Raw genomic sequence first — 26,982 nt, 5'->3', positions numbered from 1 at the left:
TCAATTTGTATAAGGCTCTCTTCCCAATGCAAAATTCAAAAAAATTAACATTAGCAGTTTTGATTCAGGCTGCTTTGGTTTCTACCGCTTTCGCTAGTGAACAAAGCGAGTCTAAAGGTTTTGTAGAAGATGCTGAAGGTTCTGTACTTTTCCGGACTGGCTATTTGCACCGTGATAAAACCAATTACACTGATAACCAAACAGGTGAACGCAAAGTTGTTAATGATACGAGCTCATTTGCCCAAACTGCGATTGTTAAACTAGACTCTGGCTTTACTCAAGGTACTGTAGGCTTTGGTGCTGGTATTATTGGTGATGCTTCATTTAAGTTAGGTAATAATAATAATGCTGGTAATGGGATGATTCCTCGTGAAGCTGGTTTTAATGACCAGGGGGAATATAAAAAAGGCATTGGTGATACTTACGATCACTGGGCACGTGGTGGTGCTTATATAAAAGCTCGCGTGTCTAACACAACTGCTGTATATGGTACTCAGGTTCTTGATATTCCTGTATTAGCAAGTAATACAGCACGTTTAGTACCGGAATATTTCGAAGGTTTATTGGTTACAAGCAACGAAATTGATAACCTGACTTTGACTGCTGGTAAATTCACAAAGAACCAATATTCAGACCAAATCAATTCTGATGGGAATGAACTTGACCGTGCTGTGGTTTGGGGTGCGAAATATAAATTTAATGATGCCTTCAATACATCTTATTATGGTGTAGATGTTAAAGATAAACTTGATCGTCACTATGTTAATGCGAACTATAGCTATACCTTGGCTAATGACAGCACCTTAACTCATGACTTCAGTGGTTATCATACTGAATTTGATAAAGATGCGTCCACTTTCTCAGAAACAACTACAGACTTGTCTGACCGTCAAAACTCTATCTGGGCAGTTTCTACTACTTATAATAAAGATGTACATAATGTAATGCTCGCTTATCAACAGAATAGTGGTAATACCGGCTATGACTATGGTAGCAATGCGGACGGTGCACAATCTATTTACATGCCAAACTCATACTTATCTGACTTTGTTGGTAATGATGAGAAATCGCTTGGCTTGCAATATAATTACAGCTTCAAGAACCACGGTCTTCCTGGTTTAAACTGGACTTCTGCATTTGTATACGGTTGGGATATCAACGTAAATAACTCAGATAAAGAAGGCCAAGAACGTGAGTTCTTTAACCAAGTAAAATATACGGTTCAATCTGGTTTTGCCAAAGATAGTAGCTTACGTGTTCGTCACTCTTACCTACGTGCTAGCGACAACTACCAAGCTGGCAACTACATTGGTGACACTAATGAATGGCGTATCTGGTTAGACATTCCTGTGAAATTATTCTAATTCACACGAATTTCAAGCCATAAAAAAACCTGCACATTGTGCAGGTTTTTTTTTATTCTAGGCTTTAAAATTTTAAAGCCTAGACCACAGAAAGCAATTATTTGTTTGCTTCTGCATAAGCTTCGATTGAGCTCATAACTTCTTGTTTCGCAACATCAGCACCTTCCCAACCACTGAGCTTGACCCATTTTCCTTGCTCTAAATCTTTGTAGTGCTGGAAGAAATGTTCGATCTGGCTAATCAACAATGGAGGAAGATCAGTATATTCCTGAACATCTTTGTAGATTGGAGTCAGTTTGTCATGTGGAACTGCAACCAGTTTCGCATCAACACCACCGTCATCTTCCATGTTCAATTTACCGACAGGACGACAACGAATGACTGAACCTGGCTCTACTGGATGAGGCGTTACAACCAGTACGTCTAATGGGTCACCATCAAGCGATAATGTGTTTGGTACATAACCGTAGTTTGCTGGGTAGAACATTGCTGTACCCATGAAACGGTCTACAAATAACGCATCAGAATCTTTATCGATTTCGTATTTGATTGGTGCTGCATTTGCAGGAATTTCGATGATCACATAGATATCATTTGGCGCATCTTTACCCGCTGGGATATTGCTGTAGCTCATAGCATCACTCTTTAACAAGTTATATCTTTTAAAAAACCGCGACAATTATAACGGTTTTTAAAGATTTTTTTGGATTTTAAAATATCGAACTGTAAATATGTCCACAGACTTGATGACTTAAACCAACTTGATGATCAGCAGCAATAAAGCCACCGGACATAACATCGAGAGCAACCATACGATGGAGCGTAAAGTCGCCCAGTTGGCCAAATAGCAGATTCCGTACAACACACGAAAAACTAGATAGGCCACACCAAAAGTCATCACTACACTTTGCGGCACCACCATATATTCCGCCATTAAAATAGCAGCAATAAAGAGTGGTAAACTTTCAAAGCTGTTCTGCTGGGCAGCATTGGCGCGACTGGCCAAGCCTGAAGACTTTTCTAAAAATGCCCGTGGGTTCTGATTGTCTTTGCTGCTGAAGCCTGCTGATTTTTTTGCAATCAATGTAAACACATAAGGCAAAAGACAAGCGGCCAAAATGAGATAAATAACCCCACTAATGCTGTGCATCTGTTTTTTCTCATGAAAATTTTATCTCTATCATAGCATGGCATTTCGTGAATAAATTTTGTTAAATAGAGTGCTTTTTATTACTTGTTAAGGATTCACTATGGTCGCGCCTGATCAAAATGAAATGTTCGATGTCCTCGAGAAACAACGCCAGCATCAACGTCAAGTGGATCGCGTATTAAAAATTGTCCTGCCGATTGTGGCATTTTTGATGGCCGTCATTTGTGCCAATATGAATATTTGGTCACCGATCTTCACCTTTGCCATTTTATGGATTGCCTTTTATTTCGTAGGTATCAAGCGTACGCCACTCTGGCACTGGCTGGTCGCGATTCTGGTGTATTGTTTGATCGATAACATTCTAAGTTATGGCAGCTTTAATCAAACCGGATTTACCCGTCAGTTTGGCACTATGTTTATCTTCTTGGGAGTAGTTGGTGTAGGCCGTCCTTATTTTGACCGCTGGTTAATGAAAAAATAAAAAGTCCAAATCAAAAAAAGCGCCTGACGGCGCTTTTTTTCTTGCAGGTATTAGGCCGTTTTACGCAGATCTTTACGCAGGATTTTACCTACGTTAGATTTTGGTAATTCATCCATAAACTCGACATAACGTGGACGTTTATAACCGGTCAGGTTTTCTTTAGCGAATGCTAAAACTTCTTCTGTGGTTAAAGACGGATCTTTTTTCACGACAAACAGTTTTGGCACTTCACCTGATTTTTCATCTGGCACACCAATCGCAGCCACTTCCAGTACTTTTGGATGAGTTGCTACAACTTCTTCAATCTCAGATGGATAAACGTTAAAACCAGACACTAGAATCATGTCTTTCTTACGGTCTACAATTTTCACATAACCACGTGAATCCATGACACCGATATCACCAGTACGGAAGAAACCATTCACCATGACTTTTTCAGTTTCATCTGGACGGTTCCAGTAGCCTTTCATGACCTGAGGACCACGGATTGAAATTTCACCTTGCTCACCCAGTGGAACTTCATTGCCTTCATCATCCAGAATAGCCACTTCAGTTAATGGCAATGGAATGCCAATAGTGCCACTGAATTCTTCAGATGCAGGTGGATTTGCTGTTGCCACCGGAGAAGTTTCAGACAAGCCATAACCTTCAACGATATTGGTTCCAGTGACTTTCTTCCATGCTGCTGCAGTAGAAGGAAGTACGGCCATACCGCCACCCATCGCCATTTTCAATTTGCTATGATCAAGTTGCTTAAACTCTTCATTGTTTACCAGCGCATTGAACAATGTGTTCACTGCCGGGAAGAAAGTCGGTTGATATTTACGTAGCTCTTTCATTACCGCAGGTAAATCACGCGGGTTTGGAATCAGAACGTTGGCCTGACCTTTGTACATACCGTAAAGTGCACAAACCATGAAAGCAAAGATATGATAAAGCGGCAAAGCACAGAAAATACGGTCATCTGGCTGGCCATCTTGCGCACCAAATTTACTCTGGAAGATACCGTCACACTGCAACATGTTCGCAACCAGATTACGATGCGTCAGTTCAGCACCTTTAGATACACCCGTGGTACCACCTGTGTACTGAAGAACTGCAGTATCACTAAGGGTCAATTCAGGGCGTTTATAGTTACCTGGATTAACTTTAGACAAGGCCGCATTAAATCTCACATGGCCTGGAATATCCCAAGCTGGAATTTGCTTGCGTACAGAACGCAATACAAAGTTCACCAGTGTGCCTTTCAAGGCACCCAGCATGTCACCGACAGAAGCGACCACGACATGTTTCACTGGTGTTTTACCAATAATCGCTTGATAAACAGAAGCAAAGTTCTCAATAATTACCAGTACTTCAGCGCCTGAGTCATTCAATTGATGCTCAAGTTCGCGCGATGTGTAGAGTGGATTCACGTTGACCAGTACCAAACCTGCGCGGAACACCCCAAGTGCCACAACTGGATACTGAAGAACGTTTGGCATCATCACTGCCACACGTGAACCTTTTGCCAACCCCAAGCTTTGTAGATAAGTTGCAAACTTACGGCTCGCCTCTTCCAGTTCATTGAAAGTCATTGCCTTATCCATAAAGATAAAGGCATCACGCGAGCCGAATTTTTGGAAATTACGCTCAAAAACATCTACTAGAGAAGTATTTTCTGCTGGTAATTCTACTGTTTCTGGAATCCCTGTTTTTTGGTATTCAGCAAACCAAATTTTTTCCATAATGGCCATCTCTCCAATCATAATCCTTAGTATTTCAACTGTTTTTTTCAATATCACACGCCATTTTTAGACTTGTATATGTGTAATATTGCATCCATCTTGTTGAATCGTTGTTCATATATAACGTATTTCGCAGGATGGATGCTAGTCTTATCTTTGAATCAACAGTTTATTTGCTTTTTGATATCCGCGTGGTAAAAGCTGTCCTTTTGCACCGCGCTTACCGATATATTTGCGCAAATCATCCCCTTTTAATTTTAACTGCTGTTGTCCTGCAAGCACTTGAATTATTTCATCAAGCTTCAATATTGTCATGGACAAAATTTGATCACTATCTTCAAGTTGTATCAATTTATTTCCTTTACCTTTGTTCAATACAGGTAATTCTGCTAAATCGACAATCAACAGGCGTCCTGCTGAACTGAGCAGTGCAACATGCGTGGCATCATCGAGTGGCTGCAGGTTCATGACCTCTGCCCCTTCAGATAAATTCAGGAAAGCTTTCCCCGCTTTGGCACTGGTATCCAGCTGCTTGGCCTGGGTTTTAAAACCATAACCTTTATTACTTGCCGCTAGAATTTCAGTTTCATCCTCTGCCACCAGAACCTGTTTAAAACCCACCCCACTGCCAGGAGACAGTTTTGAACTGAGCGGCTCACCGAGACCACGTGCGGATGGCAATGTGTTGATGGCCAAGGCATAGCTACGGCCAGTGTCATCTAATACATAAACGCGTTGATTGGATTTGCCCTGTGCATGACTCAAGTACTGATCACCCGCACGGAAATTCAGATTTTCTGCATCGACTTCATGACCTTTGGCACAGCGAATCCAGCCAGCTTCTGATAACACCACCGTTACCGGATCGGCCGGCAACATTTCAGTTTCATTAATTGCAGCAGCTTCGGCACGTTGTACGATTGGCGAACGGCGATCATCACCAAATTTCTTGGCATCGTCTTTCAGTTCAGAAATGATCAGGCTTTTTAAAGATTCTGGATTGGCCAGTTGTTCACGAATTACTGCCGCTTTTGCTTCCAGTTCTTCCTGCTCACGGCGCATTTCCATTTCTTCAAGCTTGGCTAAATGACGCAATTTTAGTTCTAGAATCGCTTCGGCCTGAATCTCGTCAATATTAAAACGCTGCATCAAAACTGGTTTTGGCTGATCTTCTTCACGAATAATCTGAATCACTTCGTCAATATTCAGATAAGCAATGATCAGACCGCCGAGAATATGTAGGCGTTTTTCGATCTTGTTCAGATGATATTGCAGACGGCGTGTTACCGTGGTTTTACGGATTTCAATCCATTCCAGCAAAATACGACGAATTGATTTCACCTGTGGACGGCCATCGGCACCAATCATGTTCATATTGACACGATAACTGGATTCCAGATCGGTGGTGGCAAACAAGTGACTCATCACCGATTCGGCATCAATACGATTCGAACGCAGAACAATGACTAAACGGGTTGGATTGGCATGATCCGATTCATCCCGTACATCACTGACCAGTGGCAGTTTTTTGGCCTGCATCTGATCGGCAATCTGGGTGATGATTTTGGAGCCTGAGACCTGATATGGCAGTTCGGTAATGATAATTTCGTTTTTATCGACGCTATAGACCGCACGCATGCGGTAGCTGCCACGACCTGTGGTTTGAATTTTTAACAGTTCAGCAGGCGGGGTAATAATTTCGGCTTTGGTCGGCAAATCTGGCGCAGGAATATATTCTGCGATTTTTTCATCGGTCAGGTTCGGATTACGAATCAGCGCAATCGTACCTTTAACTACTTCACGCAGGTTGTGTGGCGGAATGTCAGTGGCCATACCGACTGCAATTCCAGTGGTACCATTTAGCAGGATATTCGGTACACGTGCCGGTAAGTTCACCGGTTCTTTCATCGAACCGTCAAAGTTGTCCTGCCATTCACAGGTGCCCTGTCCCAATTCAGACAATAACAGTTCGCTGTACTGGGAAAGCTTGGCTTCGGTATAACGCATCGCTGCGAAAGACTTCGGATCATCTGGTGAACCCCAGTTGCCCTGTCCCTCAATAAACGGATAGCGGTAACTGAATGGCTGTGCCATCAGCACCATGGCTTCATAGCAGGCCGAGTCACCATGCGGATGGTATTTACCGAGTACATCACCGACCGTACGTGCCGATTTCTTCGGTTTGCTGGTCCATTTCAGGCCCAGCTCACTCATGGCATAGACAATCCGGCGCTGTACCGGTTTCAGGCCATCACTAATATGAGGGAGTGCCCGATCCATAATCACGTACATGGCGTAATTCAGATAAGCTTGTTCGGTAAATTCTGCTACGGAGCGGTTTTCTGTCGCATGATGCGCAAGGCTTGTCATAACAACCTATAGTCCTAAATAATTCGTTTTTGTATCAATGTTTCTTATGCTAAGTCGTGGCTGTAGATGACACAAGGGCATCAAATCGTTCAGCGCGACAATTTGTGTCTTATGGCCTAAAAATATCCACTTTATAGGCCCTAAGCAACTAAAAAATCATTCCCTTTATAAGCCCATCGATTCGAGGGTCTTGCCTTTGGTTTCTTCACCCAGGACCAGAATCACAATCGCGACAGCGACCAGAACTGCCGTAAACATGGTAAAGACATAACTAAAGCCATTCGGCATACCCATCAGATGGGTTACAGCAAAAGGTGCCGCGATACCGCCAATCCGGCCAACAGCCCCGGCCCAGCCTGAACCAAAGGCACGGATATTGGTCGGATATTGTTCCGGCGTATAAGTATAGAGTACGCCCCAGGCACCCAGATTAAAGAAGGACATCAGACAGCCCCAAATCACGATTTCAGTAACACTACCCGACTGACCAAAGAAATAGGCAGAAATCGCGCACATGCCAATAAAGCCGGCCAAAGTCGGCTTACGACCGAGTTTTTCGACCAGCCATGCCGCCACCAGATAACCGGGCAACTGCGCCAGAATCATAATCAGCACATATTCAAAAGACTGGACAATGCTATAGCCTTCTTTGACCAGTAAACTTGGCAACCAGGTAAAGATGCCATAATAGGAAAAGATAATACCGAACCAGATCAGCCAGAGCATAAGCGTACGGCGCGCAAAGATACCCGACCATAACTGGGAAAATGAAATATTCTGCTTCTCTGCGACCGGTTTCACTTCAAAAATTTCATAGACTTGAACGCCACATTGACGCTCAATCTTTTTCACCAGTGCCGAAGCTTCCTCTATACGGCCACGGTTAATCAGGAAAGGAATAGATTCCGGCACCATTTTCCAGATCACGATGGCATACAGCGCAGGCAGGCCACCAATCATGAAAGCGGTTTGCCAGCCAAAATCTGGAATGATAAAGCGCGATACTAGCGCCGCGACCAGCCAGCCCAGCCCCCAAAAACTTTCCAGCAAGACAATAAAACGGCCACGTACATGCGCAGGAATATATTCACTGACCAGCGTTACGGCCACGGGTAGCTGACCACCCAAGCCCAAACCGACGATAAAACGGAATACCAGCAGCCAGGTCAGATCCGGTGCAAAAGCACAAGCTGCAGTGGCCAGGCTATAAATGACCAGGGTCGCAGCAAAGACTGTTTTACGGCCAAAACGGTCTGCCAGGCCACCTGAACAAATCGCCCCGATCGCCATGCCGACAAAACCGATCGACACCACCCAGCTTTTTTGATCGGCAGTCATCTGCCAGTCTTCAGCCATTTTTGCCAGGATAAAGGAAATCAATCCGGTATCCATCGCATCAAACATCCAGCCCAGTCCAATCACCACCAGCAAGGTGTAGTGAAACCTACCAATCGGTAAGCGTTGTATGCGAGAAACTAAATCCATAACAAAAATCTCTGATCAGGTGGAACGGGAGATGCTGCTTTCTCAACAGGTGGGCTGCTTTATATTTTTTATACTACGAATTGAGCTGAATGCGGCTATTTTTATTGCCGCACTTTATACATTTAAAAATCAAGATTCGTCTTTGGAAGATGCCGAGTGCTCATCATCATCTTTATAAATGAATTTTGGCATTTCCAGACCAAAATAGATGGCGATTAGACGTAAGCTAAAACCAAAAATCAGGGTAGACAAAATGGTCAGATCCTGCGACAAGCCGTAGTGGCTACAGAGCCAGTAAAAGATCACTGAAACAAAGGCAATACTGGCATACAGTTCACGGCGGAACACCAGCGGCACGTCATTACATAAAATGTCACGCAAAATCCCGCCAGACACACCGGTCAAGACACCCGCAACGGCGCTGACCACAAAACCATGTCCCATTTCCAGGGCAATCTGACAGCCAATAATGGTAAAGCCAATCAGGCCCAAGGCATCCAGCACCAGGAAGACATTACGTAACTGTCGCATCCATTTGGCAATCAGGATAGTGACGAAGGCTGCGCAACAGGTCAGCACCAGATATTCGGGATGTTTGACCCAGGTCAGGGGATAATGTCCGAGCAGAACATCGCGGACCGAACCACCACCCAGTGCAGTAACACAGGCAATAATCATCACGCCAAACCAGTCCATGCTGCGCCGGCCAGCGGACAGTGCCCCGGTCATGGCTTCAGCGGTAATTGCAATAATATAGATGACGGTCAGTAACATCGCCCTGCTTCCACCTGAGGCTTTGAGATGGCGGCTATTCTAAGCTAAATCTGTGTGAAAGTTATAAGAATCCGGCACAACATTGCTTAAATTTTTTACCTGAACCACAAATACAGGGCTGTTTCATGCCGAGGGTCTGATCCGTGGTCGGATCCAGGAAATACCAGCGACCTTCCAGCTTCACAAAATGTGAAACTTCATGATGTATCTGTGCCTGCTTACCATCATGATAATGAGCCTTGAACTCAACCAATGCATGATTTTTATCTAATTTTTCATCGGCTTGAACTATCTCAAGCTTTAACCAATGATTGGCTTTGCTCCAATCGCTAATCGCCTGCAGGTCCAGTGCCTGTTGCTGACCCAGCGCGGTGGTGGTTTTGATGTAATCGATTTCATGCTTCGCGAAGGCACTATAACGGGAACGCATGAGTTGCTGCGCAGTCTCTGCGACCCGTTGTCCTGCATGTAAGGGCTGACAACAGCTGTGATATTCACCTTGTCCACATGGACATGCTTCTGACATTTCAGTTCCATAAAAATAGCCCGACAATGCGGGCTATTTTAGCAAATTTTTGCGTCCGAACCTTCGCTATAGTCTATTCCTGCACAGGAAGCGGAATGATATGCACTTTATCGATCTTATGGCCGTCCATGGTGACCACTTCAAAGATATGTCCATCTGCTTCAAATTTTTCACCACTATGCGGTAAACGTGCCATATGGAATAATACATAACCGGACAGGGTGGAATATTCTTCAGTTTCATTGACCAGATCACGATCCAGCAATAAGGAAACATGACGGATGTCGGTCGAACCATCCAGAATCAGGCTGCCATCTTCCAGACTTTCTGCAGCAGCTTGCAGCTCATCTTCATCCGGGAATTCACCGGCAATTGCTTCAAGAATATCAATTGGGGTGGCAATCCCTTCAATTGAACCATATTCATTCAGGACAATTGCCATCTGCAATGGAGCCTGACGCAACTGTTCCATCACCATCAAGACCTGGGCATTTTCATGCACAATCACCGGTTCACGTAAGTGCTTTTCAAAATCCAGCACCCCGGTTTCAATGTATTCATTGAGGACTTTATGGGTCAGTACCACACCGGCAATATTATCCAGTTCACCCCGGGCGATAATCAGACGCGAGTGGCTCATCTGCAATAACTGTTCTTTGATACTGTCAGCGTCATTGTCCAGATCAATCCATTCCAGTTCAGGACGTGGCGTCATTACCGACTTGACCGGACGTTCAGACAGACCCAGTACCCCCTGCACCATGACACTATGATAGATGCCATTGTCATCATTAAAGACTTCATCGGCAAAGGCACGTGTCGCCAGAACATCTTCCGGCTCAGAAGAATCATTGTCCTGAGCAGGTTTGCCGCCGAGCATGCGCATCACTGCTGAAGCAGTACGGTAGCGCATGTCGGTGGTGGTCACCATTTTTTCCTGATTGCGTTTCATGGTCTGGTTAATAAATTCGACAATCACCGAGAAGCCAATTGCAGCATACAGGTAACCTTTCGGAATATGGAAACCGAAGCCTTCGACCACCAGCGAGAAGCCGATCATCATCAGGAAGCCCAGACACAGAATCACCACGGTCGGATGTCTGTTGACGAAATCCATCAGAGCTTTGGATGCCCAGAGCATAATCCCGATGGCAATAATCACGGCAATCATCATCACTGACAGGTCTTTGACCATACCAACCGCAGTAATCACGCTGTCTAATGAGAATACGGCGTCCAGCACTACGATCTGGACAATCACCATCCAGAATACCGCATGGACCGGATTTTCTTCTTTGATGACGGGTTTGGCTTCCAGACGCTCATGCAGTTCCATGGTGCCTTTAAACAGCAGGAACACCCCACCAAACAATAGAATCAGATCGCGGCCCGAGAAAGCATGATCAAAGATGTGGAACAGTGGATCAGTCAGAGTGACCACCCAGGCAATCGAGGCCAGCAAGATCAAACGCATCAGTAGGGCCAGCATTAAACCGACAATCCGCGCGGTATTACGTTGTTCTGGTGGCAGCTTCTCCGCCAAAATGGCAATGAAAACCAGATTGTCGATCCCGAGTACAATCTCAAGAACAATTAACGTGAGTAAACCGACCCAGGCTGAAGGGTCTGACATCCATTCAAAGATCATACGCTTGGCTCCTGAAGCTCAGGACTACAGCATGGAATCACCTGACGCTGTGACACAGCAAAACAGAATTTTTTATATTGAATAAGATCAATTATTTGGCGTAGATTTATAAAGTTAAACGGCCAACTACCACTACCCATCGTCGTTCTATTGTTGTGAAACCAATTTTCAGTATATCAAGATCAATTTGAAATTCACCTGTTTTCATAGCTGTTTATCGATGAATTTTGCTGAGCCCTATTGCAGTGAAAATGTAGCCGCACACAGAATTGTCATATTTATTAATTAAGCTATAGTCACAAGAAAGAAAAATGATAAGGTGAAGAAAATAAATGCAAAGCGTAATTCAAATGACAGATTATTTTAAAGAAAACTCCCCAAAAACAACACGCCCTCTAGTGGCTCTCTATTGTGGTTCACGTGCAGGCAACAAACCGGTTTATTTAGAAAAAGCCATTCATCTCTCGCAAGGACTGGCAGAACATGGTTTCGGGCTGGTTTACGGTGGCGCCAGTATTGGCTTGATGGGACAGGTCGCGGATGCCATGATCCAGCATGGCGGTGAAGCTGTAGGGGTGATTCCTGAATTTATGCTGGATTATGAAATTGCCCATAACCAGCTCACCGAATTACATGTGGTGACCAGCATGCATCAACGCAAGGCTATGATGGCCGAGCGGGCCTGTGCCTTTGTGGCATTACCGGGTGGACTGGGCACGTTTGAGGAAATTCTGGAAATTGCCACTTGGGGTCAGCTAAACCAGCACCAGAAACCGATGATGCTCTATAACGTGAATGGCTTCTATGATGCCTTGATTGCGCAGCTGGACCGCGCCGTTGAAGATGGTTTTTTACCGCCACAGCATCGTGCCAAACTGATCATTTGTGAACACGAAGAAGAAATTTATACGACTTTAACCAATTTAGGCCATCCGCAAAGATTTGTAGTCTAAGCTTCTCAAGCAATAAAAAAGCGAGCACCTGGCTCGCTTTTTTATTGGATTTTTAATATCAGGACTTATTGACCATAATTCGTCACAAACTCATAAAACATCGGCAAAGTCGTTGCCAGAATGACCGACATAGCCAGACCGAACATCAGTTTCATGGCATCTGCACTGACATTGCGTGACGTACGATGTTTATTGACTTCATCCAGAATCATCGACATGGCAAATTCACGACCTGCAAGTAATCCCAGGAATACCCAAGTGGTACTCATTGGAATATTGCTCCACTCTTTGAAGATCAACAGGATAATGGCATACAGGAAGTCGATAATCGTCGCAGCACGAATGTCGGTCACACCGGTTTTGGTATCGACAATTTTCTGGATGGCCCCACCACGTTGATACAGAATCACGCCCAGCAACACTACGAATACCGCAATCGCAAACATCAGGAATTCAAACGGTACCTGACGCGGCACATACACGAAGATGTTGGCCAGATCCTGAATCAGCCATTGGCTCCACAGGAAACCGGTAGATACCCACTGCAAGCCCATCCAGACCTTGGAGTGTTCCTGATGACGTGTCTTGGCAAAATGGCGTGCCAGCTGCTTGACCACAAAACGATAGATGACAATCGCCACCACAAAGGCCACCGCATAGCCCATCATCGATTTGACCATCATCGAGCCTAAGCTGGCAGGAGAGAAAATCGTAAGCACCAGGAAGGTGGTACTGACTGGAATCCCGTATCTGGTCAGTAGTAACAGGAGAATTGGCGGCACAATGTACAGCCAGGTAATGCCACCTTCAGGGAAAGGAATCGTTTCTAAACGACCGTATGAGGCATCACCCACCCCAGATGCATACCAACCATAGACCAATACGACAATTAAAATTGAGCTGATATAAATCCACAATACCCACCATGGGCGATGTGAATTCGAAGAAATAAATGTCCCTAAGGTTTGAGGTACATCATTTCCGACAATAGAGTAAGCGGCCAAACAGAAGCCGATCACCATCAAAATCTCGATTGTCATAAAAACAAACCTATACGCGAGGAGATTTCAGCACTGCTGAAAAGTTGGCCCAAGATTATGACGGTTTTATTTCATTTTAATGACAAGACTGTCATATATACGGTCACCTTACAAAAAAGAGCACCGAAGTGCCCTGAATCTAAAAGCTTTTGGTTTTACTTGAGATTTACTTGATAAATCGTGGTACTGCCACTAACTTCATGGCCGACCACCAGGAGGGGTTTCTTATTCGGGGAGTCTTTGGCCGGAATAAATACCAAACCTTCCGGTCCTAAATCACCGGCTTGTCCTATTTCAATCTGCTCTGTGGTCGCTTTAAAATCACGTGAATTGATATATTGCACGAAGACTGGTGATGCAGGTGTAGACACATCATAGACCATGATGCCACCGACACGCTCCAGCCCAATAAAGGCAAAGGTTTTTTGACCAATCTGCCCCAAGGTCACCCCTTCAGGTTCCGGCCCTTTATTGTCACTGCGATTATCCAGTCCGGCTTCTTCATGATTAAAGTTGAAAATCTCAGGATGATGTTTGGCAATATACTGCTCAAACTGATCACCCGAATCCCATACCAGTTCTAAACCGGTCTGTTGATCATTTTCCACCCAGATACTGACCGAGCGTGTACCAAAGCTATATAAATGATCATAGACCAGATTGCCCCGTTCATTCAGTTTGGCTGTACCATCGGCATTTTTTTGATAGCCTTCAGTCCACGTAATATTTAAACGGCCCAGCAGATGATCTTCACGGCAGTCTTTGGCATCACCTGCCACCGCGCCACAATACGCAAAATTATTCGGATTGAGTTCTGCTCCTTTGGCCAATACACGAAGATGAGCTGGCAAATCATCACCCAGACGGCGGTCAAAACCTTTGGCATGGACTAAGTGTTTCACCCGCCATTCTTCTACAAAGCCCTGGCTGATATCGTTATTGAAATATGCGGGATTGTTTTCACCCCAGGCACGGGCATCGCCTTCATTGGCAGACACAATATAGGTTTTGCCCGCGACCTCGAAACTTGCAATCGCATCTGGCATATATAAGCCACGGACATTGGCCCAAGTTTGAATATTGATTTTGCCTTTACCGTCGACACCATCCGCATCGCTGACATCCATGCCATGACCATTTATGCCATGATCTTTAAAGCCAAATGGATAAACAGCGAGTACTTTGGCAGAAGCCACATCAATTTTGGCCAAGGCATTGTTTTCCTGTAAGGTAACCCAGGCGGTTTTTCCATCTTTTGAAACAGTAATGTACTCAGGTTCAAAATCCTGTGCAGCACTCGCCTTTGGTCCGAAAATGCGGATGCCCTGTTCACGCAATGCTGCTTCCCGTCCATTAAAGGACTTAAAGTCTGCTGTACGAACGATCGGGGCTTTTAAATTGGCCAGACTAATGACAGACACTGAACCTTCAGGGTCAACCTGATAATCATCAGAAGGCTCGCCTTCATTGGCCACCAACAAGCTTTGACCATCCGGTGTGAAAGTCAGCATGTCCGGCAAAGCACCCACCTGTACGTGGGCCAGCTTGGTCAAGTCTTTGGCCTGATATAAAGCAACATAGCCAGGATCGGTTTTCACAGCAGCCTGAATCGCAATGGCGACAACGCCATTGTGCACCGCGACACTGTTGACCTCAGCCTCTGGCGCAATGTCATCGACCTTGATAGAAGTTATTTTTTTCGGCTGATCAGGCTGACTTAAATCCAGTACATCCAATACGCCTTCTTTGGCATTGACCACGAATAGGCGTTGACTCTCGGCATCAAAGGCCGGAATTTCTGCTGCACTTTGCGCAAATACACCCGATTCATAAGCCGACAATTTGCTTAACTCGATCGAGTTCGGTGTAGCCTCGACGATTGGAACCGGTGTTTCATTTTCATTCTCACTTCCACATGCCACCATCCCCACAGCCAGCATGGCCACTATCAAAGACTTTAATTTTAATTTCATTTTTTTGTTGATCTATCATGAAGAATTCGTGACCAATTTATAACCAGAGCATTGCAGTGCCATGACAGATCGGTTGCAGTTCCTTGACACAACACTGCTATAAAAGTTGAAACGCTTTATATACGACAGACTCGGCTGATTCCTTTAAACTATTCAAAATTTTCAGTTTTCCAGAATTATGAATGCCACGCCTACGCATCAAGCCTTAGATCCCGAGTTTAGATTGTTGGTCTTGTTGGTCTCGATTGGCTTTTTCATGCAGGGGCTGGATACCACCATTATTAATACCGCCTTACCTGCAATTGCCCAAAATTTGCAGGAAGATCCGCTACGCATGCACAGTGTGGTCGTGGCTTATGTGCTGTCTGTGGCAGCCTGCATTCCCTTAAGTGGCTGGCTGGCAGACCGGTTCGGGGTCAGAAATACCTATTTTGCTGCGATTATTATTTTCTCTTTGGCCTCTTTGGGCTGTGCCTGGTCAAGTAGCCTGAATGAATTATTGGTGTACCGGATCTTTCAAGGGATCGGTGGTGCATTATTGCTGCCGGTCGGCCGTTTGGCGATGCTGAAGATCATTCCCCGTACCCAATTTCTGGCCGCCATGAGTCTGATGAGTCTGGCCGGTCTGATTGGTCCGTTGATTGGCCCGACCCTAGGTGGCTGGATGGTCGAATATCTGTCCTGGCACTGGATTTTCCTGATCAATCTGCCGATTGGCTTGCTGGGCGCACTGATTACCTTTAAGGCCATGCCGAATGTACTTGAACCTACAGTCGCCCATTTTGATTATTGGGGCTTTATCTTGCTGGTCGTGGCCATGGTGGGCCTCTGTCTCGGAATTGAAAATTTTGCCAGTCCACACAACTCGCTGTGGTGGAGCCTCAGCCTGATTCTGGCCGGTTTATTGGCCACCCTGATTTATGCCTATCATTCACATACGCATAGCAACGCGCTGTTTCGCAGCCAGCTGTTTAAAAATAAAATTTATGCGATTGGCATTTTGGGTAATTTCTTTGCCCGTCTCGGCGGCAACTCGATTCCGTTTTTATTGCCTCTGATGTTGCAAGTCGCATTCGGTTTTGAACCTTTTATTACCGGTTTATTGATGATTCCGACTGTGCTCGGTTCGCTGGCCTCCAAACCCATTATCCGCAACATCATTCAGCGTTTTGGCTATCGTCGGGTCTTGCTGGTCAATACTTTGCTGGTGGGTCTGTGTATTGCCAGTTTTGCCCTGACCACGGCGGAAACCCCAATCTGGCTCCGTGCGATTCATTTCTTTATCTTCGGCATTTTAAATTCACTGCAATTCGTGTCGATGAATACCCTGACCTTAAAGGACTTAAGCCAGCAGGATGCCAGTAGCGGCAACAGTTTCCTGTCGATGATCATGATGCTGTCGATGAGTATCGGGGTGGCACTGGCAGGGACACTGGTGAACATGCTGAGTGCCTATTACGGCGCCGACAATCTGGTGGCTGCTTTTCATGTGTCACTGATCTGTTTAGGCTGTATCAATATTATTGCGGCCTATATTTTCTGGCATATTCCTAAAAACACCCCGGTTTGATGCGATCTATTCACTTTGAGCTAATTGTAAGTTTTAGGCTAAATCACATATAGACAAGGACTGAAATGCAAAAAAATCAGGCTCCGAACAGAGTTAATAAATCGCTCTTGATTGGGCTGGGCATTCTGATCACTGTGATCACTAGCGCCATGGTTTATCTGTGCCTGATGAAAGCACCCTCTGCCCATGCGGCCGATTATCCAATCCAGGGTTTTGATGTATCGCACCATCAGAAAGAAATTCAGTGGCAGCAGATTTCGCCTGAAAAATACCGTTTTGTTTATCTGAAAGCCACTGAAGGCGGCGACTTTAAAGATACCCGTTTTCAGGAAAATTGGTTGAAAGCACGTGAACGCGGCTTTTTGGTCGGTGCCTATCATTTCTACCGGCTCTGCCGCGATGGCAGCATTCAGGCACAGAACTTTATCGATGCTGTCCCCAATAAACCGGATGCCTTACCGCCAGTGATTGATCTGGAATATGACAGCAAATGCATCAATACCTATTCTAAAGAGCAGCTTTTAAACGAAATTCAGGTGATGCACGATGCCCTGAAAAAGCATTACGGCAAGCAGCCGATTTTCTATATTTCTAAAGCTTTTTATAATATTGTACTGGCAGGACATTTTCCTGATGTACCGCTCTGGGTACGTGAATACAAGGGTCTGCCTGATTTAAAAGATCAGCCCAAATGGACGTTTTGGCAACATACCAGTCAGGGGGAAATTTCCGGCATTACCACTCCTGTAGACCTGAATGTATTTTATGGCTCAGAACAGCAATGGCTGGATTTTCTCAAGACGAATGCGATTGCAGCACCTTCATCTGAAGAGCAGGTGAAATAAAGTTGATCGCCTGAAAATAGGTTCTTTATAAAAACAAAACAATAAGGAAATAAAAAGATTGAAATGGATAAAAGGCGTTTTACTCGGTCTGGTGATTCTTCTCCTGCTCATCGCGGGTACACTGACTTATTTGCTGCAAGCTTCAGGCAAGGTTAGTGACTTTCAAGCGTGGCAGCCAAAAACCAGTACATCCGTTCACGGTCTCACCGTTAAATTTTTTGGTGTGTCCACCCTGTTACTCGATGATGACCACGATCAGATCCTGATCGATGGTTTCTTTAGCCGGCCGTCGTTATGGCAAGTGCTTAGCCGACCTATTCAAAGTGACAAGCCACTCCTTGAACAACTGGTGCAACGCCATGAATTAAGCCGGACCAAAGCCATTCTGGTCAGTCATTCTCATTATGATCATGTTCTGGATGTCCCGGCTTTACTAGAGATGCTTCCCGAAACTGCTGTCGTCGGTTCGCCGAGCACACTGAATATCGCCCGGGCAAATCCCCAAGTTACCCCACAGCAATTACAGCCGGTTAAGCCTGGGCAAGTACAACAATGGGGGCATTTTCAAATCACAGCAATTCCCTCACAACATACCCCGCCCACAGTGGTAAATGATGATTTAGGCGAAGAGCTGCTACAGCCCTTTACTCTTCCGGCTAAATTTTCCGAATTTAAGGAAGGTGGCAGTTTCGACTGCCTGATTGAGCATGCAGGACATAAAATTCTGGTCAAGGCCAGTACCGGATTTATTCCAGAGCAATTGCAGCATCTGAAAGTCGACACCCTGTTTTTAGGCATTGCCCAGCTTTCCAGACAATCCGATGCCTATCAGCAGCAATATCTGGCTGAAACCCTAAACCTGCTCAAGCCCAAAGTGGTGATTCCAGTACATTGGGATGATTTTTTTCAGCCTTTAAAGCAGCCATTGCAATTTTTACCCCGTCTTGCCGATGACACTCCAAAAAGTTTGCAACTTCTGATTCAGGCTGCCGAGACACAAGGGACAAAAGTCATTCTGCTCAGCGGACCGCAACCCTATTTACTCAACTCAGCCTTCGCTTCCCAATCCGATTAAAGCCCCTTAAGATAGCGAACATGCGCAAAATTATTCATCTCGATATGGATGCCTTTTATGCCTCGGTAGAGCTGCGTGAACGTCCAGAACTGAAAGACTTACCTGTGGTGATTGCCTCGCATCATCCTCGGGCGGTGGTCGCGGCTGCCTCCTACCCGGCACGGGTTTATGGCCTGCGTTCTGCCATGTCCATGGGGCAGGCGCGCAAACTATGTCCTCAAGTTATCGTGATTGAGCCGGATTTTGCCAAATATCGGCAGGTATCGGCACAGATTCATCAGATCTTCCAACAATATACTTCCCTGATTGAACCACTGTCTCTAGATGAAGCCTTTCTGGATGTCACAGAAAATTTAAAACAAATCCCAAGTGCTACCGAAGTCGCCATGCGAATTCGCGAGGATATTTTTCAAGCCACCGGATTAACTGCTTCTGCTGGTGTAGCGCCCAACAAGTTTCTCGCTAAAATTGCTTCGGACTGGCACAAACCGAATGGCATCTGTGTGATTAAGCCATCACAAGTTCAGGGATTTATCCAGAATCTGCCCCTGAAAAAAATTCCCGGTGTGGGTAAAGTCACCCAGGAAAAACTAAAAAGCCTGAATCTAGAAACTTTAGGCGATTTACAGCAAATTGATGAAGCCTTACTGATTCAGCAATTTGGCAAATATGGACGGCGGCTATTTTTGTATGCTCAAGGCATTGATGAACGGCCGGTCGAAGTGGAACGGGAACGTCAGCAAATTTCCAAAGAAACCACTTTTGATGATGACCTACATCTAAACCAATGTCGCCCCTATTGGGAGCCTTTACTTGGACAAGTATGGCAAAGCCTGCAAAAGAAACAGCTTTCTGCTCGCGGCGTTACGGTCAAATTAAAACTCAAGAATTTTCAGGTGATGCAACACAGTAAAAGTTTTAAACAGGTGCTGCGTAGCCCACAGGAATTAGCCCAAGCCTTGGACTTACTGCTCGACGACCTGCATATTGCTCCGCAGATGCAATTTCGGCTGATCGGCGTCGGCGTGTATCAGCTCAGCGTCCCCGAAACTGAAACCCAGTTATTGCTACTCTAAACCTTTTTTGATCATGTTTTAGGCATCAGTTTAAAAATACGGCAACTTTGTTTTTACATTTTGATTTTTTAGAGTACTCTATCTGCGCAATGCATTATCCATGTATGTGCCGAGATGCTGAAAATCACCTTTACTTTCAGCATGATGTCCTGTGATTAGCGTGACGATCAAATCCGAATATTGCAGGGCAACTCTGATGTAACTCATGGAATCCCCTCCTGCATGTCTTCTGTAAATTCTTCTGTTGTTCAAGAACAACGCGCACGTAAAGCTGCGCTGTCTAGTTTTGTTGGTGCTGTTGTCGATTGGTATGATTTTCTCCTTTATGGCATTGTTGCAGCCTTAATTTTTAAAGATCAGTTTTTCCCCAGTATTGGCGAGAACATGGGTACCCTTGCGGCTCTGGCCACCTTTGGGGTCGGCTTCCTGTTTCGTCCTTTAGGTGGTGTGGTATTTGGTCACTTTGGTGACAAGCTCGGCCGTAAAAAAATGCTGGTACTTACGGTAATCCTGATGGGAATTTCCACGGTCGGGATTGGTCTGCTGCCAAATTTTGAAGCAATTGGCTGGTGGGCTCCGGTGCTGTTGGTGTTTTGCCGTGCCTTGCAAGGCTTTGCCGTGGGTGGTGAATGGGGCGGCGCAGCTCTGATGGCAGTTGAAAATGCACCCAAGGGTAAAAAAGCCTTTTATAGCAGCGGGGTTCAGGTCGGCTATGGTGTTGGCCTGGTATTGGCCACTGGTGCAGTCTCCATTATTATTGCGACCCTAGGCGAACAGGCTTTTGCGGACTGGGCATGGCGTATTCCCTTTCTGGCCAGCATCGTACTGTTAGCTGTAGCGATGTGGATCCGACGTGATCAGGATGAATCGCAAGAGTTTGTGGAAAAGGTGGTGAAAGCTGATCATCAACCAGAAAAACTGCCGATCTTGCAGGCGATCAGCAAACATCCAAAAGCTTTCTTTTATATTATTGCCTTACGTTTGACTGAATTGCTGACCATGTATCTGGTCACCAATTTCGCCCTGAACTATTCCACCAGCAACCTAGGCATGGACAAACAGTTCTTCCTGAATATCACGCTGATGGTCGGTGCCATCAGCTGTTTCAGTATTCCCTTCTTTGCCTGGCTGGCGGATAAATTCAATCATCAGAAAATGTGTGTCTGGGGCGGTTTGATTGGTGCGCTTTCAGCCTTTCCATTTTTTATGGCGCTCGATGCACAAAACACCTGGATGATCATTGTCGGGGCAATTTTACTGGCGAACGTCGCACACGATATGGTGGTCAGTGTCCATCAACCGATTTTCACCTCACTGTTTGGCACAGAATACCGCTACAGCGGTGCCGGAGTTGGTTATCAGGTGGCGAGTATCATTGGTGGGGGTTTTACCCCATTTATTGCAGCGGCACTGGTGATTTGGGCGGATGGTTCATGGCATTATGTAGCCATCTATCTGGCGGTGGGTTGTCTGCTGACTGCATTGGTCGCAGCCCTGATGCCCAAAACTCAGGATGAACAACATGATAGTTGAACGTTTACACGTATCGAAACGCTTTTCGGAAATTGCTATTGCCGGTAATCTGGTACATCTTGCCGGCCAGCTGGCCACAGATGTTGAACTGGATATTAAAGGGCAAACCCAACAAACTTTAGATATTATTGACCAGTTTCTGGCAGATGCCGGTACCGATAAAAGTCACATCATGTCGGTGACCATCTATTTGAAAGACATTGAAAAAGATTATGCAGCCTTCAATGAAGTCTGGGATGCCTGGGTCGCTGATATCGAAGCGCTGCCTCGTACCTGTGTAGAAGCAAAACTCTATGATCCACGGGTATTGGTCGAACTGACTGTCGTGGCGGTTAAACCGGAATAATGTTTCAAGATCGGTACTCATAAAAAAAGCATGCTTCTGGCATGCTTTTTTGTTTTAGCCCACAGCTTTGATTTTACTGCGCTCTAAATCCGAATATAAATAATATTTTTTCAGATCATTGCTAACTGTATATTTGGGCATTTTCTGCATTTGCGCTTGCTCCTGCAAGAAGTCCTGGCGCAACTGATAATATTCCGGCACATCATCGTAACGAATTACCCGATAACCTGCCATGGTTAGTAATGCATCCTGAAAACCCGTCTGCTGGGGACGCTTCAAAATTAATGGGTCATCTACTCCCACCACGGCTAGAATCTGGTGCTGCTGATCCAGAATTACAAAATCTGCAGTCAGGTTGCGGTACTTATGTCGAGTCCGGTTAAATTTAGTCGTCATTAAGGCATCATAGGAAACATGTGCCAAAATGATGTATTCAGGTAATACTTCCCTCAAACGGGTGAAGGTCAATTGCTCATTCAGGTTAAAAATAGCACGTTGCTTTAACGCACTGTCTTGTGGTTTGGAATTATTTCCGAGCTTTTTCCATGCCATGAGCACGACACAGAAGAGCAGGAAACTCCCAATCATAATATAGGTGGTCATGCCTAAATCCTTGAATTCTTATAATCATTTTTGTTTTATTGTTGTGCAGTATAAACCCACGCTTTATTTTAAATAGAGCTAATAACTAATCTGTTTAAATACCCATACAACTGGTATCAAAACTCGATTCTGTGTTACCTAAAGTGACATCTCTCTGGATGCCAATGAAAGTGGATTTAAAGTACTGATAATGCACTCTAAAACATCCATGGAATTGATCGCAATACATATCTGCCCAACTGTAGGACAATTCCGACAAAGTGTTATTTTTATATCACTTTTTTAAAGAACTTAATGCAAATAATATATTCTTTTACACTTTCAACGAACAAGCTCAGGCTACGTTACTTTACCCAAGAGCTAAAAAAAGACACCGAAGTGTCTTTTTATTAACTTAATTATGCACGTGATTTGGGCTTCGCTTTAGGCTTTGGCCCACCAAACGGTTTTTTGGCATCGCCTGTTTCACGCGGCGGCAAACCTGTGTGCTGGGTCAGAATTTGCCCACGTTCAGGACGCTTCTTGGTATTTGAAGGACGAGACTGAGCTTGTGCAGCCTTGCTACGATTCCCTTGCTCACCAGTACGTTTTTGCGAATCACCGGCAACCGTCGAGTTTTTCTTACGCGCCGATTGATACTGACCGTCTGCACTGCCTACAGGCTGATAAGTCGGAATCAAATGCTGTTTCGAGTTACCAATCAAATCCTGACGACCCATTTCTTTCAGGGCTTCACGCAATAACGGCCAGTTGTTTGAATCATGATAACGCAAGAAAGCTTTGTGCAAACGACGACGCTTCTCACCTTTCACAATGTCGACATTTTCAGTATAACGCGCCACTTTCGCCAGCGGGTTTTTACCAGTGTAGTACATGGTAGTTGCAGTCGCCATTGGTGAAGGATAGAAGGTCTGTACCTGATCGGCACGGAAACCATTCTTCTTCAACCAAATCGCCAAATTCATCATGTCGTAATCGGTAGTTCCCGGATGCGCCGCGATGAAGTAAGGAATTAAGTATTGTTCCTTGCCTGCTTCCTTACTATAACGATCAAACATTTGCTTGAAGCGGTCATACGTCCCAATACCCGGCTTCATCATTTTATTGAGTGGGCCTTTTTCGGTATGTTCAGGCGCAATCTTCAAGTAACCACCCACATGATGGGTTACAAGTTCTTTGACATATTCAGGGTTTAAAACCGCCAGGTCATAACGTAGGCCTGAACCAATCAGAATCTTTTTAATGCCTGGTAAAGAGCGCGCTTTACGGTATAACTGCGTCAATGGCGCATGGTCGGTATGCAGGTTTTGGCACACGCCCGGGAATACACATGACGGTTTACGACAGTTCTTTTCAATCTCAGGATCTTTACAGGCCAAACGGTACATGTTGGCTGTTGGGCCACCCAAGTCCGAGATAATACCCGTGAAGCCCGGTGCGGTATCACGGATTTTTTCTACTTCACGCAAAATTGATTCTTCAGAACGGTTCTGAATAATACGACCTTCATGCTCTGTGATTGAACAGAAAGTACAACCACCGAAACAACCACGCATGATATTCACAGAGAACTTGATCATGTCGAATGCCGGGAAACGTGCATTGCCATAAGCAGGGTGCGGCAGACGTGCATAAGGCAGGTCAAACACGTAATCCATTTCTTCGGTAGTCAACGGAATTGGCGGTGCATTCAACCAGACATCACGTTCACCATGCTTTTGTACCATAGCACGCGCATTTCCCGGATTGGTTTCCAGATGCAGAATACGGTTGGCATGTGCATAAAGCACTGGATCTGCAGCAACTTCTTCAAAAGCAGGCAAACGGATTACGGCCAATTCACGCGGCGGTAACTTATGTTTAATCGCTTTAGAAGCCGGTTGCAGTTGCACAATTTGCGTATCAGGATCTAGGTCATCCCCTGCTCGCACAATCGGATTGGCGACATGTTCTTTTTGGAAACCTTGATACTGGCTAGAATCCTTCCCTTGTTCAATCTCACAACCATCGATATCTTCAGTCATGACATACGGGTTAATAATTGGATCAACACGGCCAATGGCATCGACATCATTCGATGCAATTTCAACAAATTTGGCTTTAGAGGCACGGTTGTGTTTATTCACAATGAACGCAGTACCGCGAACATCAGTAATCTCGTGAATTTTCTCGCCACGTGCCAGACGATGCATAATTTCAGTGATTGAACGCTCACCATTACCGTACATCAAAAGATCGGCTTTTGAATCCATCAATACTGAACGACGGACTTTGTCTGACCAGTAATCATAATGCGCAATACGACGTAAGGATGCTTCAATACCGCCCAATAATACCGGTACATCCGGATAAGCTTCACGGACACGCTGGCAATACACGGTTGCCGCACGGTCTGGACGTTTGTTTGGCTGATTGTCTGGTGAATAGGCATCATCAGAACGGATTTTACGGTCAGCCGTATAACGGTTGATCATAGAATCCATATTCCCTGCTGTTACACCCCAAGCAATATTCGGTTTACCCAAAACGCGGAACGCATCCACGCTGGTCCAGTCTGGCTGTGCAATAATGCCGACACGGAAGCCTTGTGCTTCTAGCGTACGACCAATAATGCCTGAACAGAAAGACGGATGATCGATATAAGCATCACCACAAACTAAAATAAAATCACAGCTGTCCCAGCCGAGTTGATCCATTTCCTCGCGTGACATCGGCAAAAATGGCGCAGGGTCAAAACAAGACGCCCAATATTTGTCGTAATCAAACAACGCTTTTGGCGCAGTCTGCATGGTATAAGCAGTAGACATGGCTAGCAATTCTCGGCTGGCAGATGATAGGAGATCTAAAAATAAGATCAAAGATGAAAGCCGATTATTTTACCATGAATCGGCCCTAGCTTGCTTGATTATAATTTATACAAAATCAGAGACTAACTGAATCACGCTCTATTTGTTACTTGAATCTAAAGTTTAAATATTTCAAAAAAGAAATTGATTCTATTTATGAGGAGGAAAGCTTGGAAATAATCTCTAATTTGAACGGAGTTTTAAACTGAATGACAAACCCGTCAGTAATAACGCGGCAATAAACACAGTTAATCCTATCCAGCCATAATTTTCCCACACCAATCCGCTTGAGCTCCCCAACACGCTTGAACCCAAGTAATAGCAAAATAAATACAGCGACGAACCGACTGCCCGATACTGTAACGACTGGATCGACACCCAGCTACTGGCAGTCGAATGGGCAGCGAAGAAAGAAAAAGTAAAAATCAGCAATCCGGTAAAAACAACAACCAACTGATTGATCAGCATCAGCGACAAGCCCACAAGCATCATCAGGATCATGGCTGCCAATATTCTAAATTTTCCGTAATGCCGCCCCCAATGTGCTGCTCGAGGGGAACTATAAATGCCGGCCAAATAAGTAATCGAAATCACACCAATCCAGACATGAGATAGCTCAAATGGCGCTTGGATCAAGCGATAGCTCAGATAATTAAATACCGAGACAAAGCAGCCCATCAAGATAAAACCTTGCAGGAATAAAACCCGAAGTTTTGGATCAGCTAGATTCTGTCTAAATGAGTTTTTAAAACGATTCAGCTTGATTGGATAGGCTTTAAAATGTTGCGAAGCGGGTAAGAGGTAATAAAATAAGCCTGCAATACAGAGATTTAAAATACCAATCAACAAAGTAGCAGATTGCCAAGAGATAAAATCAACTAAAACTCCGGCAATTAAACGCCCTCCCATACCACCTATCGCTGTGCCAGAAATATATAAGCCCATGGCAAAACCGATATCCTTTTCTGCAATTTCTTCCCCGATATAAGTCATCGCGACTGCTGCGACACCACTGACTGTCAATCCAATCATTACTCGTGTGGTCAGAAACACGGACCAGATCGGCAATATTGCACTTAATAGTAATAATACTGAGACTGAAAATAGAGACCAGACCATAATCGGCTTACGACCGAATCGGTCTGATATTAGTCCAGTAAAAATCAGGCCAACTGCCAAGGCAATGGTAGAAAAAGATAAAGGGAAACTGCTTTGAGTCGGGCTGACCTGGAAATAATCAGCCAGAATCGGCATCATCGGCTGTACGCAATACAGTGATGAAAAAATGGCAAAGCCAGCAAGGAATAAGGAAAAAAGCACTGCTTTAAAAGCAGAAGAGCCATATTCAATATGGCTTGAAGATGAATTTGAGGACATATCCGCTCCATAGACCGGTTCAGTATACGCCTCTCAATTTTATTTTTATGTGATGTTTCAGTCGAAATAGCACATAAATAACATTTATTTGACTAAATTCCACGCATAAAAAAATCCCCCTCTGCCTTGGCGGAGGGGGATTTTGGAATAATGAGCTGGCGATGACTTACTCTCACATGGGTAACCCCACACTACCATCAGCGCTAAGAGGTTTCACTTC

At 45.0% G+C, this 26,982-nt stretch carries 23 protein-coding genes; 9 read left to right on the top strand and 14 right to left on the bottom strand.

The genetic code is table 11. The annotated features are described in order from the left end of the window. Positions 1–26: 26 nt before the first annotated feature. A complete protein-coding gene (locus NI465_RS03625) occupies positions 27–1,364 on the top strand; it encodes an OprD family outer membrane porin (protein ID WP_180086762.1) in 1,338 nt (445 codons plus the stop codon). 97 nt (positions 1,365–1,461) lie between these two features. Here the strand turns inward: NI465_RS03625 and ppa are convergent, their stop codons facing one another. After that, positions 1,462–1,998, bottom strand: coding sequence for an inorganic diphosphatase (gene ppa, locus NI465_RS03620; protein ID WP_253144351.1), 537 nt, complete (start codon positions 1,996–1,998; stop codon positions 1,462–1,464). Positions 1,999–2,115: 117 nt separating this feature from the next. Continuing rightward, a complete protein-coding gene (locus tag NI465_RS03615; protein ID WP_005108437.1) occupies positions 2,116–2,514 on the bottom strand; it encodes an MAPEG family protein in 399 nt (132 codons plus the stop codon). A gap of 100 nt (positions 2,515–2,614) precedes the next feature. On the opposite strand from NI465_RS03615, the gene NI465_RS03610 reads away from it, so the two are divergent. After that, complete coding sequence (locus NI465_RS03610; RefSeq protein ID WP_180086759.1) at positions 2,615–2,995, top strand: hypothetical protein; 381 nt, start codon at positions 2,615–2,617, stop codon at positions 2,993–2,995. Between the two features lie 50 nt (positions 2,996–3,045). Here the strand turns inward: NI465_RS03610 and NI465_RS03605 are convergent, their stop codons facing one another. From NI465_RS03605 to NI465_RS03580, 6 genes are all read right to left on the bottom strand, one after another. Beyond that, positions 3,046–4,722 carry an AMP-binding protein gene (locus NI465_RS03605; protein WP_253144350.1) on the bottom strand — a complete coding sequence of 559 codons (1,677 nt, stop codon included), beginning with the start codon at positions 4,720–4,722 and terminating at the stop codon, positions 3,046–3,048. A 150-nt stretch (positions 4,723–4,872) separates the two neighbouring features. Further along, positions 4,873–7,092, bottom strand: a complete 2,220-nt coding sequence (gene parC / locus NI465_RS03600; RefSeq protein WP_222112354.1) for a DNA topoisomerase IV subunit A — start codon at positions 7,090–7,092, stop codon at positions 4,873–4,875. 165 nt (positions 7,093–7,257) lie between these two features. After that, positions 7,258–8,577, bottom strand: a complete 1,320-nt coding sequence (gene niaP, locus NI465_RS03595; RefSeq protein WP_004644895.1) for a niacin transporter NiaP — start codon at positions 8,575–8,577, stop codon at positions 7,258–7,260. Between the two features lie 129 nt (positions 8,578–8,706). Further along, the gene (locus NI465_RS03590) at positions 8,707–9,351 is read right to left on the bottom strand and encodes a trimeric intracellular cation channel family protein (protein WP_004644893.1); all 645 of its coding nucleotides are present in this window, start codon (positions 9,349–9,351) and stop codon (positions 8,707–8,709) included. 61 nt (positions 9,352–9,412) lie between these two features. Further along, positions 9,413–9,877, bottom strand: a complete 465-nt coding sequence (locus NI465_RS03585; RefSeq protein WP_044108961.1) for a YchJ family protein — start codon at positions 9,875–9,877, stop codon at positions 9,413–9,415. 73 nt (positions 9,878–9,950) lie between these two features. Then, complete coding sequence (locus NI465_RS03580; RefSeq protein WP_044108960.1) at positions 9,951–11,525, bottom strand: TerC family protein; 1,575 nt, start codon at positions 11,523–11,525, stop codon at positions 9,951–9,953. 332 nt (positions 11,526–11,857) lie between these two features. On the opposite strand from NI465_RS03580, the gene NI465_RS03575 reads away from it, so the two are divergent. After that, a complete protein-coding gene (locus NI465_RS03575; RefSeq protein WP_004281026.1) occupies positions 11,858–12,478 on the top strand; it encodes an LOG family protein in 621 nt (206 codons plus the stop codon). Positions 12,479–12,543: 65 nt separating this feature from the next. Here the strand turns inward: NI465_RS03575 and NI465_RS03570 are convergent, their stop codons facing one another. Continuing rightward, positions 12,544–13,518: a hypothetical protein gene (locus NI465_RS03570; RefSeq protein WP_253144348.1), complete on the bottom strand. Its 975-nt coding sequence runs from the start codon at positions 13,516–13,518 to the stop codon at positions 12,544–12,546. 155 nt (positions 13,519–13,673) lie between these two features. Beyond that, a complete protein-coding gene (locus NI465_RS03565; RefSeq protein WP_004281024.1) occupies positions 13,674–15,491 on the bottom strand; it encodes a choice-of-anchor I family protein in 1,818 nt (605 codons plus the stop codon). 178 nt (positions 15,492–15,669) lie between these two features. Here NI465_RS03565 and mdtD point away from each other — a divergent pair, with 178 nt between their 5' ends. The 4 genes from mdtD to dinB all read left to right on the top strand — a co-directional run bounded on the left by mdtD (position 15,670) and on the right by dinB (position 20,057). Then, the gene (gene mdtD, locus NI465_RS03560) at positions 15,670–17,061 is read left to right on the top strand and encodes a multidrug transporter subunit MdtD (protein ID WP_195725454.1); all 1,392 of its coding nucleotides are present in this window, start codon (positions 15,670–15,672) and stop codon (positions 17,059–17,061) included. A gap of 65 nt (positions 17,062–17,126) precedes the next feature. Continuing rightward, the gene (locus NI465_RS03555; RefSeq protein WP_253144346.1) at positions 17,127–17,906 is read left to right on the top strand and encodes a glycoside hydrolase family 25 protein; all 780 of its coding nucleotides are present in this window, start codon (positions 17,127–17,129) and stop codon (positions 17,904–17,906) included. A 58-nt stretch (positions 17,907–17,964) separates the two neighbouring features. After that, positions 17,965–18,981: an MBL fold metallo-hydrolase gene (locus NI465_RS03550; RefSeq protein WP_253144344.1), complete on the top strand. Its 1,017-nt coding sequence runs from the start codon at positions 17,965–17,967 to the stop codon at positions 18,979–18,981. A 20-nt stretch (positions 18,982–19,001) separates the two neighbouring features. Further along, on the top strand, positions 19,002–20,057 hold the full coding sequence (gene dinB / locus NI465_RS03545) for a DNA polymerase IV (protein ID WP_253144342.1): 1,056 nt from the start codon (positions 19,002–19,004) through the stop codon (positions 20,055–20,057). A 78-nt stretch (positions 20,058–20,135) separates the two neighbouring features. On the opposite strand, the gene NI465_RS16700 is transcribed toward dinB, so the two are convergent. Continuing rightward, positions 20,136–20,264, bottom strand: coding sequence for a hypothetical protein (locus tag NI465_RS16700; protein WP_004644884.1), 129 nt, complete (start codon positions 20,262–20,264; stop codon positions 20,136–20,138). Positions 20,265–20,279: 15 nt separating this feature from the next. On the opposite strand from NI465_RS16700, the gene shiA reads away from it, so the two are divergent. Together shiA and NI465_RS03535 are read left to right on the top strand one after the other, a co-directional pair. Next, positions 20,280–21,590, top strand: a complete 1,311-nt coding sequence (gene shiA, locus NI465_RS03540; RefSeq protein WP_005264011.1) for a shikimate transporter — start codon at positions 20,280–20,282, stop codon at positions 21,588–21,590. Next, the gene (locus NI465_RS03535; protein ID WP_253144340.1) at positions 21,580–21,936 is read left to right on the top strand and encodes a RidA family protein; all 357 of its coding nucleotides are present in this window, start codon (positions 21,580–21,582) and stop codon (positions 21,934–21,936) included. The genes shiA and NI465_RS03535 overlap by 11 nt, the downstream gene beginning before the upstream one ends. Before the next feature lie 54 nt (positions 21,937–21,990). Here NI465_RS03535 and NI465_RS03530 read toward each other — a convergent pair whose 3' ends face one another. From NI465_RS03530 to NI465_RS03520, 3 genes are all read right to left on the bottom strand, one after another. Continuing rightward, positions 21,991–22,539, bottom strand: coding sequence for a DUF2726 domain-containing protein (locus NI465_RS03530; RefSeq protein ID WP_004732580.1), 549 nt, complete (start codon positions 22,537–22,539; stop codon positions 21,991–21,993). Between the two features lie 398 nt (positions 22,540–22,937). Beyond that, positions 22,938–25,346 carry a YgiQ family radical SAM protein gene (locus tag NI465_RS03525; RefSeq protein ID WP_114541485.1) on the bottom strand — a complete coding sequence of 803 codons (2,409 nt, stop codon included), beginning with the start codon at positions 25,344–25,346 and terminating at the stop codon, positions 22,938–22,940. A 222-nt stretch (positions 25,347–25,568) separates the two neighbouring features. Then, positions 25,569–26,762: an MFS transporter gene (locus NI465_RS03520; RefSeq protein WP_004644878.1), complete on the bottom strand. Its 1,194-nt coding sequence runs from the start codon at positions 26,760–26,762 to the stop codon at positions 25,569–25,571. Positions 26,763–26,982: the final 220 nt, after the last annotated feature.

The organism is Acinetobacter lwoffii (genome assembly GCF_024129855.1).
In the GTDB taxonomy this organism is placed as follows: Bacteria; Pseudomonadota; Gammaproteobacteria; order Pseudomonadales; family Moraxellaceae; genus Acinetobacter; species Acinetobacter lwoffii_L.
The sequence above is the reverse complement of the archived record's forward strand: the minus strand, read 5'-3'. Positions and strand labels throughout refer to the sequence as shown.

Excerpts from the sequence above, each read along its gene's own strand:
- NI465_RS03625 (WP_180086762.1), top strand. The coding sequence starts at position 27 with ATGCAAAATTCAAAAAAATTAACATTAGCAGTTTTGATTCAGGCTGCT.
- ppa (WP_253144351.1), bottom strand. The coding sequence starts at position 1,998 with ATGAGCTACAGCAATATCCCAGCGGGTAAAGATGCGCCAAATGATATC.
- NI465_RS03615 (WP_005108437.1), bottom strand. The coding sequence starts at position 2,514 with ATGCACAGCATTAGTGGGGTTATTTATCTCATTTTGGCCGCTTGTCTT.
- NI465_RS03610 (WP_180086759.1), top strand. The coding sequence starts at position 2,615 with ATGGTCGCGCCTGATCAAAATGAAATGTTCGATGTCCTCGAGAAACAA.
- NI465_RS03605 (WP_253144350.1), bottom strand. The coding sequence starts at position 4,722 with ATGGAAAAAATTTGGTTTGCTGAATACCAAAAAACAGGGATTCCAGAA.
- parC (WP_222112354.1), bottom strand. The coding sequence starts at position 7,092 with ATGACAAGCCTTGCGCATCATGCGACAGAAAACCGCTCCGTAGCAGAA.
- niaP (WP_004644895.1), bottom strand. The coding sequence starts at position 8,577 with ATGGATTTAGTTTCTCGCATACAACGCTTACCGATTGGTAGGTTTCAC.
- NI465_RS03590 (WP_004644893.1), bottom strand. The coding sequence starts at position 9,351 with ATGTTACTGACCGTCATCTATATTATTGCAATTACCGCTGAAGCCATG.
- NI465_RS03585 (WP_044108961.1), bottom strand. The coding sequence starts at position 9,877 with ATGTCAGAAGCATGTCCATGTGGACAAGGTGAATATCACAGCTGTTGT.
- NI465_RS03580 (WP_044108960.1), bottom strand. The coding sequence starts at position 11,525 with ATGATCTTTGAATGGATGTCAGACCCTTCAGCCTGGGTCGGTTTACTC.
- NI465_RS03575 (WP_004281026.1), top strand. The coding sequence starts at position 11,858 with ATGCAAAGCGTAATTCAAATGACAGATTATTTTAAAGAAAACTCCCCA.
- NI465_RS03570 (WP_253144348.1), bottom strand. The coding sequence starts at position 13,518 with ATGACAATCGAGATTTTGATGGTGATCGGCTTCTGTTTGGCCGCTTAC.
- NI465_RS03565 (WP_004281024.1), bottom strand. The coding sequence starts at position 15,491 with ATGAAATTAAAATTAAAGTCTTTGATAGTGGCCATGCTGGCTGTGGGG.
- mdtD (WP_195725454.1), top strand. The coding sequence starts at position 15,670 with ATGAATGCCACGCCTACGCATCAAGCCTTAGATCCCGAGTTTAGATTG.
- NI465_RS03555 (WP_253144346.1), top strand. The coding sequence starts at position 17,127 with ATGCAAAAAAATCAGGCTCCGAACAGAGTTAATAAATCGCTCTTGATT.
- dinB (WP_253144342.1), top strand. The coding sequence starts at position 19,002 with ATGCGCAAAATTATTCATCTCGATATGGATGCCTTTTATGCCTCGGTA.
- NI465_RS16700 (WP_004644884.1), bottom strand. The coding sequence starts at position 20,264 with ATGAGTTACATCAGAGTTGCCCTGCAATATTCGGATTTGATCGTCACG.
- shiA (WP_005264011.1), top strand. The coding sequence starts at position 20,280 with ATGTCTTCTGTAAATTCTTCTGTTGTTCAAGAACAACGCGCACGTAAA.
- NI465_RS03535 (WP_253144340.1), top strand. The coding sequence starts at position 21,580 with ATGATAGTTGAACGTTTACACGTATCGAAACGCTTTTCGGAAATTGCT.
- NI465_RS03530 (WP_004732580.1), bottom strand. The coding sequence starts at position 22,539 with ATGACCACCTATATTATGATTGGGAGTTTCCTGCTCTTCTGTGTCGTG.
- NI465_RS03525 (WP_114541485.1), bottom strand. The coding sequence starts at position 25,346 with ATGTCTACTGCTTATACCATGCAGACTGCGCCAAAAGCGTTGTTTGAT.
- NI465_RS03520 (WP_004644878.1), bottom strand. The coding sequence starts at position 26,762 with ATGTCCTCAAATTCATCTTCAAGCCATATTGAATATGGCTCTTCTGCT.